The 14,583-nt window shown below is 69.3% G+C and carries 13 protein-coding genes and 1 pseudogene; 8 read left to right on the forward strand and 6 right to left on the reverse strand.

Annotation, left to right across the window (positions count from 1 at the left end):
• Positions 1-42 precede the first annotated feature (42 nt).
• The gene (locus ACSHWO_RS17620; RefSeq protein ID WP_361093116.1) at positions 43-645 is read right to left on the reverse strand and encodes a PadR family transcriptional regulator; all 603 of its coding nucleotides are present in this window, start codon (positions 643-645) and stop codon (positions 43-45) included.
• A gap of 272 nt (positions 646-917) precedes the next feature.
• On the opposite strand from ACSHWO_RS17620, the gene ACSHWO_RS17625 reads away from it, so the two are divergent.
• Together ACSHWO_RS17625 and ACSHWO_RS17630 are read left to right on the forward strand one after the other, a co-directional pair.
• Positions 918-3,455, forward strand: a complete 2,538-nt coding sequence (locus ACSHWO_RS17625; protein WP_361093119.1) for a transglycosylase domain-containing protein — start codon at positions 918-920, stop codon at positions 3,453-3,455.
• Positions 3,456-3,544: 89 nt separating this feature from the next.
• Complete coding sequence (locus tag ACSHWO_RS17630; protein WP_361093122.1) at positions 3,545-5,005, forward strand: glycosyltransferase family 87 protein; 1,461 nt, start codon at positions 3,545-3,547, stop codon at positions 5,003-5,005.
• A 41-nt stretch (positions 5,006-5,046) separates the two neighbouring features.
• Here the strand turns inward: ACSHWO_RS17630 and ACSHWO_RS17635 are convergent, their stop codons facing one another.
• The 3 genes from ACSHWO_RS17635 to ACSHWO_RS17645 all read right to left on the reverse strand — a co-directional run bounded on the left by ACSHWO_RS17635 (position 5,047) and on the right by ACSHWO_RS17645 (position 7,708).
• Positions 5,047-6,078 (reverse strand): alanine racemase, encoded by a 1,032-nt coding sequence (locus tag ACSHWO_RS17635; RefSeq protein ID WP_361093125.1) that lies wholly within the window; start codon positions 6,076-6,078, stop codon positions 5,047-5,049.
• Positions 6,079-6,142: 64 nt separating this feature from the next.
• On the reverse strand, positions 6,143-7,261 hold the full coding sequence (locus ACSHWO_RS17640) for a lipid II:glycine glycyltransferase FemX (protein WP_438313011.1): 1,119 nt from the start codon (positions 7,259-7,261) through the stop codon (positions 6,143-6,145).
• Positions 7,262-7,393: 132 nt separating this feature from the next.
• The gene (locus tag ACSHWO_RS17645) at positions 7,394-7,708 is read right to left on the reverse strand and encodes a hypothetical protein (RefSeq protein ID WP_361093131.1); all 315 of its coding nucleotides are present in this window, start codon (positions 7,706-7,708) and stop codon (positions 7,394-7,396) included.
• 247 nt (positions 7,709-7,955) lie between these two features.
• Here ACSHWO_RS17645 and rpsF point away from each other — a divergent pair, with 247 nt between their 5' ends.
• From rpsF to rplI, 4 genes are all read left to right on the forward strand, one after another.
• Positions 7,956-8,246 carry a 30S ribosomal protein S6 gene (gene rpsF / locus ACSHWO_RS17650; protein ID WP_361093134.1) on the forward strand — a complete coding sequence of 97 codons (291 nt, stop codon included), beginning with the start codon at positions 7,956-7,958 and terminating at the stop codon, positions 8,244-8,246.
• 72 nt (positions 8,247-8,318) lie between these two features.
• On the forward strand, positions 8,319-8,888 hold the full coding sequence (locus tag ACSHWO_RS17655; protein ID WP_438313014.1) for a single-stranded DNA-binding protein: 570 nt from the start codon (positions 8,319-8,321) through the stop codon (positions 8,886-8,888).
• A 43-nt stretch (positions 8,889-8,931) separates the two neighbouring features.
• Positions 8,932-9,168, forward strand: a complete 237-nt coding sequence (gene rpsR / locus ACSHWO_RS17660; RefSeq protein WP_005315025.1) for a 30S ribosomal protein S18 — start codon at positions 8,932-8,934, stop codon at positions 9,166-9,168.
• Positions 9,169-9,186: 18 nt separating this feature from the next.
• Positions 9,187-9,633 carry a 50S ribosomal protein L9 gene (gene rplI / locus ACSHWO_RS17665; protein ID WP_361093140.1) on the forward strand — a complete coding sequence of 149 codons (447 nt, stop codon included), beginning with the start codon at positions 9,187-9,189 and terminating at the stop codon, positions 9,631-9,633.
• Between the two features lie 151 nt (positions 9,634-9,784).
• Here rplI and ACSHWO_RS17670 read toward each other — a convergent pair whose 3' ends face one another.
• On the reverse strand, positions 9,785-11,122 hold the full coding sequence (locus ACSHWO_RS17670; protein WP_438313016.1) for an MATE family efflux transporter: 1,338 nt from the start codon (positions 11,120-11,122) through the stop codon (positions 9,785-9,787).
• 434 nt (positions 11,123-11,556) lie between these two features.
• On the opposite strand from ACSHWO_RS17670, the gene dnaB reads away from it, so the two are divergent.
• Positions 11,557-13,032: a replicative DNA helicase gene (dnaB, locus tag ACSHWO_RS17675; protein WP_361093146.1), complete on the forward strand. Its 1,476-nt coding sequence runs from the start codon at positions 11,557-11,559 to the stop codon at positions 13,030-13,032.
• A 9-nt stretch (positions 13,033-13,041) separates the two neighbouring features.
• The gene (locus ACSHWO_RS17680) at positions 13,042-14,466 is read left to right on the forward strand and encodes a serine hydrolase domain-containing protein (RefSeq protein ID WP_438313018.1); all 1,425 of its coding nucleotides are present in this window, start codon (positions 13,042-13,044) and stop codon (positions 14,464-14,466) included.
• On the opposite strand, the pseudogene ACSHWO_RS17685 reads toward ACSHWO_RS17680, so the two are convergent.
• A pseudogene (locus tag ACSHWO_RS17685) lies at positions 14,459-14,572 on the reverse strand (GNAT family N-acetyltransferase); the annotation flags it as partial. The gene ACSHWO_RS17680 and the pseudogene ACSHWO_RS17685 overlap by 8 nt on opposite strands.
• Positions 14,573-14,583 lie beyond the last annotated feature (11 nt).

Below are 14,583 nucleotides of genomic sequence, written 5' to 3' on the forward strand. Positions count from 1 at the left end.
GCTCCCTGTTTGTTCTCGGACGAGGCCTGCGAGGTGCAGGCCTCACTTTGCGGTTTCGTCGGGCGGGCCGGGTCGTCTCAGATCCCGTCCTGCCCGCTCACTCTCGATGAGCTCGTTCAGCCAGCGCACTTCGCGCTCCACGGACTCCATTCCGTGCCGCTGCAGCTCAAGCGTGTAGTCGTCGAGGCGCTCCCGCGTACGGGCGAGCGAGGCGCGCATCTTCTCGAGGCGCTCCTCGAGTCGGCTGCGGCGGCCTTCGAGGACCCGCATGCGCACGTCCCGCTCGGTCTGGCCGAAGAAGGCGAACCGGGCGGCGAAGGTCTCGTCCTCCCAGGTGTCGGGGCCCGTGCGGGACAGGAGCTCCTCGAAGTGCTCCTTACCGGCCGCCGTCAACCGGTAGACGATCTTGGCGCGGCGCCCTGCGAGTGAAGCGGCGAGAGCGTCCTCCGGGGCGTTGCCCGGCTCCTCGGCCAGCCAGCCGTTGGCGACCAACGTCTTGAGGCAGGGGTAGAGCGTCCCGTAGCTGAACGCCCGGAATACCCCCAGCGAGGTGTTGAGCCGCTTGCGCAGTTCGTAGCCGTGCATGGGGGACTCGCGAAGCAGGCCGAGGACGGCGAACTCGAGGATGCCTGAGCGCCTGCTCATCCGCCTGCCTCCTTCGCCTCTGAGTTTTTATACCGAGCTGATGTATCGGCTCGATACATCCAGACGATAGAACGGGGCCCCGTCGTCGACAAGTGGGGACCTCGTGACCGGCATCACATCACCGATTCGCGGGAGGCGAGTTGCCTGATTTGGGGTGAACTTCGGCACTGTTCGGGTTTTGGGCGTGCGTAGTCTTTGCGGCAGGACACAGGGGGAACCGGAATTCACCAGCCGCTTCCAGGCCACTCGCCTGCCCGAGGAGTAGTCGTTCGATGAGCGAGCACCGCCGCAAACCGCCGCAGCCCGAGGGCAGCGGACGTGCCGCTGCCCGCCGGGCCGCCCAACAGCGCCCCGGACACGCCGGGCCCGCGCGCGACGTCCCCACGGCGTCGTACAGCGGACCGTACGCAGACCCCCGCGGCCACGGCAGCCGCGCAGATGCGCGCCGGGCAGCCCAGCGCGGATCCGGAACCCGAGGGCGGGGCACGGGCCCCTCCGACAAGCGGTTCATCAACTACCCGCGCTCCGACAAGGAGGGCTGGCAGCGCTTCGTGCCGTCGTGGAAGCTGGTGGGCGGCACGGCCCTGGGCTTCTTCGCGGTGGTGACGGCAGGGGCCGGTATCGGCATCGCCGCGGTGAGCACGCCGGACCCGAACCTCGCCGCACAGGCCCAGAACAACGTGTTCTTCTGGGACGACGGCACGCAGATGGTCGCCACGGGCGGCACCATGAACCGGCAGATCGTGCCCATCGACAAGATCCCCAAGTCGATGCAGAACGCCGTGATCTCCGCGGAGAACGAGTCCTTCGAGACCGACAAGGGCGTCGACCCGATGGGCATCGCCCGCGCCGTGTGGAACATGGCCAAGGGCGGTTCCACACAGGGCGGTTCGACCATCACCCAGCAGTACGTGAAGAACACGTACCTGGACTCCGACCAGACGCTGAAGCGCAAGGTCACCGAGCTCTTCATCTCGATAAGGCTCGGCATGACCGAGGAGAAGGGCAAGATCCTCGCCGGCTACCTCAACACCGCCTACTACGGGCGCGACGCCTACGGCATCCAGGCGGCGGCGCGCGCCTACTTCGGCAAGGACTGCTGGAACCTGACGCCCTCCGAGAGCGCCTTCCTGGCCTCCGTGCTCAAGGGCCCCAACCTCTACAACCCGGACGGCGGCATCGGGCCCACGGCCACCCCCGAGCAGAACACGACGCGGGCCCAGGCCCGCTGGGCCTGGGTACTGGACCGCGAGGTCGCCGTCGGCCGCATGCAGAAGTCGGAGCGGGACCAGTTCAAGGACTTCCCCAAGCTCATCGACTCCGAGCAGGCCCGCAGCCTCTCCGGTCAGACCGGCTACCTGGTCGAGACGGCCAAGCAGTACGTCATGAAGGTCGCGAAGATCACCCCGGAGCAGATGGCCAGGGGCGGCTACCAGATCAAGACCACCTTCCAGAAGCCGAAGGTCGACGCCCTGGCCAAGGCGGTCGACGAGACCCGCAACAACTTCCTCGACGAGAAGGCCCGGCCCGAGCACGACACCTTCGTCCAGTTCGGCGCGGCCTCGGTGGACGTGAAGACCGGCGCGATCGTGGCCCTGTACGGCGGCCCGGGCATGGACAAGAAGTACTTCAGCAACAACGCCAACACCATCGGTGTCCCGGTCGGCTCCACCTGGAAGCCGTACGTACTGGCGGCGGCGATGGAGTACGGCACCCAGAACTCCAAGGGCCAGGGCCTCTCGCCCGAGAGCAAGTACATGGCCAACGACCTCACGGTGATCAACAACCGTGACGGCAAGCCGCTGCGCGACAGCGCGGGCAAGCCGTTCCAGCAGAAGAACGAGAGCGCGTACCCCTACGGCTACGTGACCCTCAACGAGGCGATGGAGAAGTCCATCAACGTGCCGTTCGCGCAGCTCGTCTTCGACGTCGGCCACAGCAAGGTCCGCGAGGTGGCCAAGGCCACGGGCATCCTCGAGGACTCGATGAACCCGAACAACGACGCCTCGTTCGCCCTCGGCACCTCGACCCCGAGCGCCATCCGCATGGCCGACTCGTACGCCACCTTCGCCGCGTCCGGCGTCCACCGCGAGCCCTTCTCCGTGCGCAGCGTGCAGAAGGACGGCAAGGACCTGCCCGGCTTCGAGCCGCCCAAGGAGCAGCGGGCGATGGACGACAGCATCGCCGACAACGTCACCAAGGTGCTCGAGAACGTGGTGCAGAACGGCACCGGCACCAAGGCCAAGAAGCTCGGGCGGCCGGCCGCCGGCAAGACCGGTACCACCGACTTCAACAAGTCGGCCTGGTTCGTCGGCTACACCCCGGAGCTGTCCACCTCGGTCACGCTCTTCCGTACCGACCCGAACTCGCCGGACAAGAAGCTGATCTCCATGAACGGCGTGGGCGGCACCGACTCCATCCACGGTGGCGACATCCCCGCCGTGATCTGGACGGCGTACATGAAGGAAGCGCTCAAGGACGCCCCGGTCAAGGACTTCCCGGAGCCCGACAAGATCGGTGTGATCGCGGACTCCGCCGGCGCCCCCTCGCCGAGCCCCTCCGTCTCTCCCTCGCCGTCCACGTCGGTGTCCCCGTCCCCGTCCGCCTCCCTGTCCCCCTCCCCGTCGCCCTCCCGGGGCGGCAAGCCGTCCTGCAAGCCGTGGCAGCTGTACTGCATCCCCGACAGCGGCGGCAGCACCAACGGTGGCGTCGACGGCGGCGGATCCACCGGATCCCCGTCCCCGACGCTGACGGGCAGGCCGCACCGCCCCGGCAGTAGCAACTGGGCGCCCTTCACCAGCGAGGGCTGACTCCGCCCCGTCCCCTGACCGGAGGAGGGCCGCCGCATCCGTCGCGGCGGCCCTCCCGCGTGCGCGGCGCCGTACGGCAGGATGAGCGCATGACGAAGGTGCAGGAGGACCGGCCGGTACTGCCCACCCGGCAGGACGAGGTCGCCGCGGCGGGCAGCGAGTTCATCGGCGGCCCCATCGGCCGCTACGCCAGACTGGGCGGCCACTGGCTGAACCCGGTCCGCGTGGTGGTGCTGGTCGCCCTCGGGATGTTCGCGCTCGGCATGGTGCAGAAGCTGCCCTGCTACGACTGGGCGTGGTTCCGAGGCGCCGGGTCCCAGTACACCCACGCCTGCTACTCCGACATCCCGCACCTCTTCGTCGCTCGCGGCTTCGCCGACGGCCTCACCCCGTACTTCGACCGCCTGCCGGGAGACATGGAGTACCTCGAGTACCCCGTGCTCACCGGCCTGTTCATGGAGGTCGCGTCCTGGCTGACCCCCGGCGGCGGCTCCATGCAGCACCGCGAGCAGATGTACTGGATGGTCAACGCCGGGATGCTGATGAGCTGCGCCGCGGTCATCGCCGTGTGTGTCGCCCGCACCCACCGCCGCCGGCCCTGGGACGCCCTTCTCTTCGCCCTCGCGCCCGCCTTCGCGCTCACCGCGACGATCAACTGGGACCTGCTGGCCATCGCCCTGACCGCCGCGGCCATGCTCATGTGGTCCCGCGGCCGCACCCTGCTCTTCGGTGTCCTCGTCGGCCTGGCCACCGCCGCGAAGCTCTACCCCGTCCTGCTCCTCGGGGTCCTGTTCGTGCTGTGCTGGCGGGCCGGGAAGTGGCGGGCGTTCGGTACGGCCGCCCTCGGGGCTGCCGCCTCCTGGCTCGTGGTGAACCTGCCCGTCATGCTGCTCGCCTGGGACGGCTGGAAGAAGTTCTACACCTTCAGCCAGGAGCGCCCCATCGACTTCGGTTCGGTGTGGCTGCTCATTTCCCAGCGCTCCGGCAACCCCCTGAACGACGCCAACACCTACGCCACGGGCCTGACGCTGCTGCTGTGCGCGGGCATCGGCCTGCTCACTCTCACCGCGCCCCGCCGCCCGCGCTTCGCGCAGCTGGCGTTCCTGGTCGTGGCCGCGTTCATCCTGGCCAACAAGGTGTACTCGCCGCAGTACGTGCTGTGGCTCATCCCGCTCGCGGCGCTGGCCCGGCCGCGCTGGCGGGACTTCCTCATCTGGCAGGCCACCGAGGTCGTGTACTTCCTCGGGATCTGGTTCTACCTGGCCTACACGACCAGCGGCGACAAGCACCAGGGCCTGCCCACGGAGGGCTACCAGCTGGCCATCGCCGCCCATCTGCTCGGCACGCTCTACCTGTGCGCGGTCGTCGTGCGCGACATCCTGATGCCCGAGCGGGACGTCGTTCGCCGCGACGGGTCGGACGACCCCTCCGGCGGTGTCCTCGACGGGGCCGAGGACGTGTTCGTGCTCTCGGACGCAGCGAGGGCGCCGCAGGAAGCGGCGCCCTCGGAAGGACAGCGGGTCAGCTGGGGCAAGGCACCCGTCGACTGACGGCCTCGGGCCGGGCCGGGCGTGACCCGGCCCGGCCCGGATCAGGCGTCGACGATCCGGTCGAACTGCGTCGTCGTGTGGCGCAGGTGTGCCACGAGCTCGTCGCCGACCTGGGGCTCGGGCGCGTCCGACGGCACGAACAGGATCGAGACCTGCATGTGCGGCGGCTCGGCGAACCAGCGCTGCTTGCCCGCCCACACGAAGGGCGAAAGGTTCCGGTTCACGGTGGCCAGGCCGGCCCGGGCCACGCCCTTGGCCCGCGGCATGACACCGTGCAGGGCCTTGGGAGCCTCCAGGCCCACTCCGTGGGAGGTGCCGCCCGCCACCACGACGAGCCAGCCGTCCGAGGCGGCCTTCTGCTGCCGGTAACCGAACCGGTCGCCCTTGGCGACCCGGGTGACGTCCAGGACGCTGCCGCGGTACTCCGTCGCATCGTGGTCCCCCAGCCACAGCCGAGTACCGATGCGCGCCCGGAAGCGGGTCTGCGGGAACTGCTGCTGCAGCCGGGCCAGGTCCGCGGACTTCAGGTGGCTGACGAACATGGTGTGCAGCGGCAGGCGGGCCGCGCGCAGCCGGTCCATCCAGCCGATGACCTCCTCGACCGGGTCCGAGCCGTCCGGGCGGTCCAGCGGCAGGTGGAGGGCGAAGCCCTCCAGCCGCACGTCCTCGATCGCCGCGTGCAGCTGGCCCAGGTCCTGCTCGGAGATGCCGTGGCGGCGCATCGAGCTCATGCACTCGATGACCACGCGGGCGCCGACCAGGCCGCGGACCCCGTCCAGCGAGGCCACGGAGCGGATCACCCGGTCCGGCAGCGGGACCGGGTCCTCACCGCGCCGGAACGGGGTGAGGACGAGCAGATCGCCGCTGAAGAGGTCCTTTATGGCCGCAGCCTCGTACGTCGTGCCGACGGCGAGGATGTCCGCGCCCAGGCGGGTCGCCTCCTCGGACAGCCGGTCGTGGCCGAAGCCGTAGCCGTTGCCCTTGCAGACCGGGATCAGTCCGGGGAACTGGTCCTGGATCTGCTTGTGGTGCGCACGCCAGCGCGCGGTGTCGACGTAGAGCGTGAGCGCCATGCCCGTCCGGAGCCTCTCTGGAATGGCTGCGTGAAGCAGCGGTGCGAAGGTGGGGTGCAGCCGGTCAGCGACGCGACATGTAGATGTCGAGCGCCTTGTGCAGCACCTTGTTGAGCGGGAAGTCCCACTCGCCGACGTACTCGACGGCCTCGCCGCCCGTACCGACCTTGAACTGGATCAGGCCGAACAGGTGGTCGTTCTCGTCCAGCGTGTCACTGATGCCGCGCAGGTCATAGACGCTCGCGCCCAGCGCGTACGCGTCGCGCAGCATGCGCCACTGCATCGCGTTGGAGGGCCGCACCTCCCGCTTGTGGTTGGCGGAGGCGCCGTACGAGTACCAGACGTGCTGGCCGACGGTGATCATGGTTGCTGCGGCCAGCGCCTCGCCCTCGTGCTGGGCGATGTAGAGCCGCATCCGGTTCGGGTCCTCGGCGTTGAGGGCCGTCCACTGGCGCTGGAAGTAGCTGAGCGGGCGCGGGCGGAACTTGTCGCGCTCGGCCGTGATCTCGTACAGGTGCTGCCAGGTGGCCAGGTCGTCGTAGCCGCCCTGGACGACCTCGACGCCCGCCTTCTCGGCCTTCTTGATGTTGCGGCGCCACAGCTGGTTGAAGCCCTTGAGGACGTCGTCCAGCGAGCGGTTGGCGAGCGGCACCTGGAAGACGTAGCGGGGCTGGACGTCGCCGAAGCCGGCGCCGCCGTCCTCGCCCTGCTGCCAACCCATGCGGCGCAGCTTGTCGGACACCTCGAAGGCGCGCGGCTCGATGTGCGAAGGCTCCACGTCGCGCAGGCGCTTGACGTTCGGGTCCTGGATGCCGCCCTTGATGGCGGCGGAGTTCCAGCGCCGGATGACGACGGGCGGGCCCATCTTCACGGTGAAGGCGCCCTGGCGCTTGAGGTGCGCCAGCATCGGCTGCAGCCACTCCTCCAGGTTGGGGGCGAACCAGTTGATGACGGGGCCCTCGGGCAGGTAGGCGAGGTACCGCTTCACCTTGGGCAACTGGCGGTACAGCACGAGTGCGGCACCAATGAGTTCGTCGTTCTCGTTGAACCATCCGAGGTTCTCGGACCGCCACTCGTTCTTCACGTCGGCCCACGCCGGGACCTGGCAGTGGCTAGCCGAGGGCAGGCTCTGGAGATAACCCAGATGCTGCTCTCGGCTGATGGTCCTCAGGGACAGGCTCATGCGGGGCGTCTCCTCCGGCGGCTTCGCTGGCTATGGCGCGAAGCCTACTGCGACAAGGGCGCCACCCTTCTGGGGGACGGGCCGTATCAGGGCCGGTCGGAGGGTGGACGCCCTGTCGCGGAGGTGCCCCGGTCAGCCCAGAAGGCCGCCGAAGAGGCCGCCGTGGGCCATGCCGAGATAGAAGCCGAGGCCGGATGCGCCAAGGCCGATGATCAGCGCGAAGCGCTCGCGCGTCGTTTCCGAGACGAATTGTCCGTACGCGCCGGTCAGGATCCCGACCAGCCCGGTCCACGACGTGATCAGGTGCAGGTTGTCGAAGAATGCTGTGATGCATGCCACGGCGCCGCAGATGAGCGTGATCGCCATCAGGGTGTCCTGCAGCGGATGGGGCTTGCCGTCGGTCGCGAGGAGCGAGATGGAGGGCTGGGAGCGCATTGCCTGTGCCATCGGAAGGCACCTCCTGGCTGAAGCAGACCGGTGCTGCGGGCCTGCCTCCGGGCCGGGGGCATAGCACCGAGCACACCCGATGCCTACAGATTGTGGCCCCCCTGCGCCGGATTTCAACCGGAAGGAGGCGGCGGGGTAGTCTGTACGGTCTGCGCGGTGTCTGCTCTCAGGCGCCGTGCGGCACGCATCACGACCCTCCTGCCACGGAACGACCGTGGCCGCTGAGTCCAAAGGAGGTGGGTTCCACATGCGTCACTACGAAGTGATGGTCATCCTCGACCCCGATCTCGAGGAGCGCTCTGTCGCCCCCCTGATCGAGAACTTCCTCTCCGTGGTCCGCGAGGCCAACGGAAAGGTCGAGAAGGTCGACACCTGGGGCCGTCGTCGTCTCGCTTACGAGATCAAGAAGAAGCCCGAGGGCATCTACTCGGTCATCGACCTGCAGGCCGAGCCCGCGGTCGTCAAGGAGCTCGACCGCCAGATGAACCTGAACGAGTCGGTTCTCCGGACCAAGGTCCTTCGCCCCGAGACCCACTGAACTTCGGTTCAGCGGTAATCGGGTTCGAGTAGCACAGCAGCCAGCAGCACATCCCCGCCGAGAGGTTCATCCATGGCAGGCGAGACCGTCATCACGGTCGTCGGCAATCTCGTCGACGACCCCGAGCTGCGCTTCACCCCCTCGGGTGCGGCGGTCGCGAAGTTCCGTGTCGCGTCCACCCCCCGCACCTTCGACCGTCAGACCAACGAGTGGAAGGACGGCGAGAGCCTGTTCCTTACCTGCTCGGTGTGGCGGCAGGCGGCGGAGAACGTCGCCGAGTCCCTCCAGCGGGGCATGCGCGTCGTCGTGCAGGGCCGGCTGAGGCAGCGGTCGTACGAGGACCGTGAGGGTGTCAAGCGCACGGTCTTCGAGCTGGACGTCGAGGAAGTCGGTCCCAGCCTGAAGAACGCCACGGCCAAGGTCACCAAGACCACCGGCCGCGGTGGCCAGGGTGGGTACGGCGGCGGCCAGCAGGGCGGCGGCGGCTGGGGCGGAGCCCCCAGCGGCGGTCCGCAGGGCGGCGGAGGTCCCTCCGACGACCCGTGGGCGTCCAGCGCGCCGGCCGGTGGCGGCCAGCAGGGCGGCGGCGGTGGCTGGGGTGGAAACTCCGGCGGCGGCTACTCGGACGAGCCTCCCTTCTAGGGAAGCTCGCACCCCCACTTCTTGATCACACAGGAGAGACACCATGGCGAAGCCGCCTGTGCGCAAGCCGAAGAAGAAGGTCTGCGCTTTCTGCAAGGACAAGACCGCGTACGTGGACTACAAGGACACGAACATGCTGCGGAAGTTCATTTCCGACCGCGGCAAGATCCGTGCCCGCCGCGTTACCGGCAACTGCACGCAGCACCAGCGTGACGTCGCCACGGCCGTGAAGAACAGCCGTGAGATGGCGCTGCTGCCCTACACGTCCACCGCGCGATAAGGAAAGGGTGACCGACTAATGAAGATCATCCTGACCCAGGAGGTCTCGGGCCTCGGTGCCGCCGGCGACGTCGTTGACGTCAAGGACGGTTACGCTCGCAACTACCTGGTCCCGCGCGGTTTCGCGATCCGCTGGACCAAGGGTGGCGAGAAGGACGTGGCGCAGATCCGCCGCGCCCGCAAGATCCACGAGATCGCGACCATCGAGCAGGCCAACGAGGTCAAGGCCCAGCTCGAGGGCACGAAGGTCCGTCTGGCCACCCGTTCGGGTGACGCCGGCCGCCTCTTCGGCTCCGTGACCCCGGGTGACATCGCCACGGCGATCGAGGCTTCCGGTGGTCCGAAGGTCGACAAGCGCCGCGTGGAGCTGGCTGCCCCGATCAAGACCCTCGGTTCGTACCAGGTCTCCGTGCGTCTGCACGCCGAGGTCGCCGCGAACGTGGGCGTCGAGGTCGTCGCCGCCTAAGTGCTGCGTATGAAGGGCCGCACCCTGCCGGGTGCGGCCCTTCGTCGTTGGTGCGGCCGTCGGGAAGCCGTGTTTCACGTCGGGCACGGTGTTTCACGTGAAACACGGGACCCCGCGAGGCCATGTTCCACGTGCACCGCGGGCCCCGTCCTCAGCGGATCGCCCCGGCGACGGCCCAGCGGCCGGAGCGGGCGCGCAGCTGGAGGGTCACCAGCCGGACCAGCATCATCAGGGTCATGGCCCACCACAGGGCCGTCAGCCCGCCGCCGATGGCCGGCACGAGCAGGGCGGCCGGGGCGAACACGGCCAGCGTCGTCAGCATCGCCCAGGCCAGATAGCGTCCGTCGCCCGCACCCATCAGGACCCCGTCGAGGACGAAGACCACCCCGGCGACGGGCTGGGACACGGCCACGACCAGCAGAGCAGGGAGCAGGGCCTCCTTCACCACCAGGTCGGTGGTGAACAGGGGCACGATCAGGGGACGGGCCACGGCCACCAGGGCGCCGAGGACGGCGCCGGACACGATCCCCCACTGCACCATGCGGCGGCAGACGGCTTTGGCGCCCGCGATGTCGCCGGCTCCCAGGTATCGGCCGATGATCGCCTGTCCGGCGATGGCGATCGCGTCCAGAGCGAAGGCGAGCAGGCTCCACAAGGCGAGCAGGATCTGGTGGGCGGCGATGTCCGCGTCACCGAGCCGGGCGGCCACGGCGGTCGCGATCATCAGGACGGCACGCAGGGACAGGGTGCGGATCAGTAGCGGTACGCCGGCCTGGGCGCAGGCCCGGATGCCTGCCACGTCGGGGCGCAGCGAGGCTCCGTGCTGCCGGGCCCCGCGGACCACCACGAAGAGATAGGCGGCTGCCATGGCGCACTGCGCGGCGACCGTGCCCCAGGCGGAGCCAGCGATGCCGAGGCCGGCCCCGTAGACCAGAGCGACGTTGAGGCCGGCGTTGAGGGCGAAGCCGGCCACGGCCACGTAGAGCGGTGTACGGGTGTCCTGGAGTCCGCGGAGGACCCCCGTGGCCGCGAGGACGACGAGCATGGCGGGGATGCCGAGCACCGAGATCCGCAGGTACGTGATCGCGTAGGGGGCGATGGTGTCGGAGGCCCCGAAGGCCGAGACGAGCCAGGGCGCCGTGGGGAGCGTGACGGCGACGACGGCGGCGCCCAGCAGGAGGGCGAGCCAGATGCCGTCCATGCCCTGCCGGATGGCGGCCCCCAGGTCGCCCGAACCGACGCGGCGGGAGACGGCCGCGGTGGTGGCGTAGGCGAGGAACACGAACACGCTGGCGGCGGTCGTCAGCAGAGCGGCGGCGACACCGAGCCCGGCCAGCTGGGAGGTGCCGAGGTGCCCCACGATGGCGCTGTCGGCCAGCACGAAGAGGGGTTCCGCGACGAGCGCTCCGAAGGCCGGTAGGGCGAGAGCGAGGATCTCTCGGTCGTGCCGTCCCGGTGCAGCCTTCGGTGTGTCCAGGGCCTGTGTCATGCGCCCAATCTAATCTTCCACAGGTAACAGACACAACACTGTTATGGGGCTTACTGAACGATCGGTTCCGGCGCGCGTGACACCCTGTCGGAGGCGATCTCGGGGCTGTGACGAAGAAATTTCTCCCCCACAGGCGGTGGAGGAAGAATGTGCAGGTCAGGCATGGAGATTGGGTGCGTCAGGTGATTTTGTCCACAGCGTCGTCCCCTGGTCCGTGCACAGCTTCGGACGAGTTACCCACAGCATTGGGTCCGTCGTCCACATCTCATCCACACAGCCTGTGGATAACAAGATTGGCTGACGTCGCTCCCGGCCCTACCGTTGTGCGTTGCCCGACCGGCCGACCGCCGACTCGGGTGTCCCAAATGTCAGGGCCGTGCCGCGGAGCGAGCGGCACGGTGAGGTCCGCATTGCGGACGTGAGGAGGCGGGCCGGTGAGTATGCCCGAGCCCATGGACGACCCCTGGGCCGACAACGGTCCGGGTGACCGTCTGCCCACCCGCTCGCGCCGCGGGGCCGACAGCCGGGGCCGCGGGGACGAGCAGCACGAACGGGGCCGCGAGGGCGGCTCCTGGGACGGCGGCGGCTTCGAGCGGGTTCCGCCGCAGGACCTCGACGCCGAACAATCGGTGCTCGGCGGCATGCTGCTGTCCAAGGACGCCATCGCCGACGTCGTAGAGATCATCAAGGGGCACGACTTCTACCGGCCCTCGCACGAGACCATCTACCAGGCCGTCCTCGACCTCTATGCCAAGGGCGAGCCCGCCGACCCGATCACGGTCGGCGCCGAGCTGACCCGGCGCGGCGAGATCGGCAAGGTTGGCGGCGTCTCGTACCTGCACACGCTGGTCCAGTCGGTGCCCACTGCCGCCAACGCCTCGTACTACGCGGAGATCGTCCACGAGCGCGCCGTCCTGCGCCGCCTCGTCGCCGCCGGTACGAAGATCACGCAGATGGGATACGCGGCGGACGGCGACGTCGACGAGATCGTCAACAGCGCCCAGGCCGAGATCTACGCCGTCACCGAGCAGCGGACCTCCGAGGACTACCTGCCCCTCGGCGACATCATGGAGGGCGCGCTCGACGAGATCGAGGCCATCGGCTCGCGCAGCGGCCAGATGTCCGGTGTCCCGACCGGGTTCACCGACCTCGACTCGCTCACCAACGGCCTGCACCCGGGCCAGATGATCGTCATTGCGGCCCGACCCGCCATGGGCAAGTCGACGCTCGCGCTGGACTTCGCACGTGCCTGCTCCATCAAGAGCAACCTGCCGAGCGTGATCTTCTCCCTCGAAATGGGGCGCAACGAGATCGCGATGCGCCTGCTGTCCGCAGAGGCCCGCGTTGCCCTGCACCACATGCGCTCCGGCACCATGACGGACGACGACTGGACCCGGCTGGCCCGCCGCATGCCGGACGTCTCCGCCGCCCCGCTGTACATCGACGACTCCCCCAACCTGTCGATGATGGAGATCCGGGCGAAGTGCCGGCGCCTGAAGCAGCGCAACAACCTGGCCCTCGTGGTCATCGACTACCTCCAGCTGATGCAGTCGGGCGGCTCCCGCCGGCCCGAGAGCCGTCAGCAGGAGGTCTCGGACATGTCCCGAAACCTCAAGCTGCTGGCCAAGGAACTCGAGGTGCCGGTGATCGCACTGTCCCAGCTGAACCGTGGTCCCGAACAGCGCACCGACAAGAAGCCGATGGTCTCCGACCTGCGTGAGTCGGGCTCGATCGAGCAGGACGCCGACATGGTGATCCTGCTGCACCGCGAGGACGCGTACGAAAAGGAGTCGCCGCGCGCGGGCGAGGCCGACCTGATCGTGGCCAAGCACCGAAACGGCCCCACGGCGACGATCACGGTCGCCTTCCAGGGCCACTATTCGCGCTTCGTGGACATGGCCAACACGTAGCATCCGGGCATGAACGCCCTGCCTGAAGACCAGGACCTGCTTCCCTCCACCCGGCGTGCCCTCGGGCACCGGATCGCCGTCGCCCAGAACGAAGGCCGCGCGCCTTCGGTCGTCGCCGCTGTGGCGCGGGGAGGCGCCCTGGTCTGGGAAGGGTCCCGTGGCTCGGCCGACGGGCACGGCCTCGACGGGAACGTGCAGTACCGGATCGGGTCGATCACCAAGACCTTCACGGCCGTTCTGGTGATGCGGTTGCGCGACGAGGGACTGTTGGCACTCGAAGACCCTCTGGAGAAGCACCTACCGGGGACCGGCGTCGGAGAAGTGACCATCCGACAGCTACTCGCCCACACGGGCGGGTTGGCCGCTGAGACGCCCGGTGCGTGGTGGGAGCGGAGTTCCGCCTCCCTGCGCTCGGAACTCTCGGACGTCCTGGGAGAGGAGCCGCTCCTCTTCGAGGCGGGCCGGCGCCACCACTACTCCAACCCCGGCTACACGCTGCTGGGCGCACTTGTCGCCGCCGTGCGCGGCAAGGCCTGGGAAGAGGTGCTGCGCACCGAGGTGCTGGAGCCGCTGGGGCTGGACCGGACGACGGTTCAGGCGCAGGCGCCGTACGCGGACGGCTGGGCCGTCCATCCGTGGGCCGACGTGCTGCTGCCCGAACCGTCGGAGGACCTGGGCCTGATGGCGTCGGCAGGACAGCTGTGGTCCACCACCCGGGACTTGGCGCGGTTCGGGCGGTTCCTGCTGCACGGGGACGAGCAGGTGCTCGACATGGAATCCGTGCGGGAGATGGCCGCCGCGGCGGCGCCCGCCGAGCCGGGACTCGCCGAGTTCGGCTACGGGCTGGGCATGCAGCTGACGGAGAGCAGCGGTCGGCGGCTCGTGGGGCATTGCGGCTCGCTGCCCGGCTTCGTCGCGGGGCTCTGGCTGAACCAGGCCGAGGACGTGGTGGCCGTCGTGCTGGCGAACTGCACGTCGGGGCTGCCGGCCGGGTCCTTGGCCGCGGACCTGCTGACCATCGTCGCTGACGCCGAACCGCTGTTCCCCGAGCCGTGGAGGCCCTTCACGGAGGCGGACCCGGCGGCACTGGAACTGTGCGGGCCCTGGTACTGGGGGCCGGCGCCGCACGTGGTCCGGCTTCGGTCGACCGGGGAGCTGGAACTGGGTCCTGCGGGCGCCCTGGGCCGGGCGGCCCGGTTCCGAGCAGAGCCGGACGGCAGCTGGCGGGGCCTGAACGGCTACTACGCGGGGGAGACGCTGCGGGCGGTCCGGCGGCCCGACCGCTCGGTGAGCCACCTCGACCTGGGGTCGTTCGTGTTCACCCGGCAGCCCTACGACACCGAGGCTCCGGTACCGGGCGGGGTGGACCCGCAGGGCTGGCGGGGGATCGGGCCGGGCCCGGTCGGCCCGGCCCGCCGTTCGACCAGAGCGTGAGCTGGAAGCTGATGTGGGATGCGGTGAATCCGAGCCGCTCGTAGAAGCGGTGGGCCTCGGTACGGGTCACGTCGGAGGTGGGCTGGACCAGATGGCAGTTTTGGGAGGGGCTCCTCT

Origin of the sequence: Streptomyces pallidus (ex Mingjun et al. 2026) (assembly GCF_051550185.1) — a bacterium.
GTDB lineage: Bacteria > Actinomycetota > Actinomycetes > Streptomycetales > Streptomycetaceae > Streptomyces.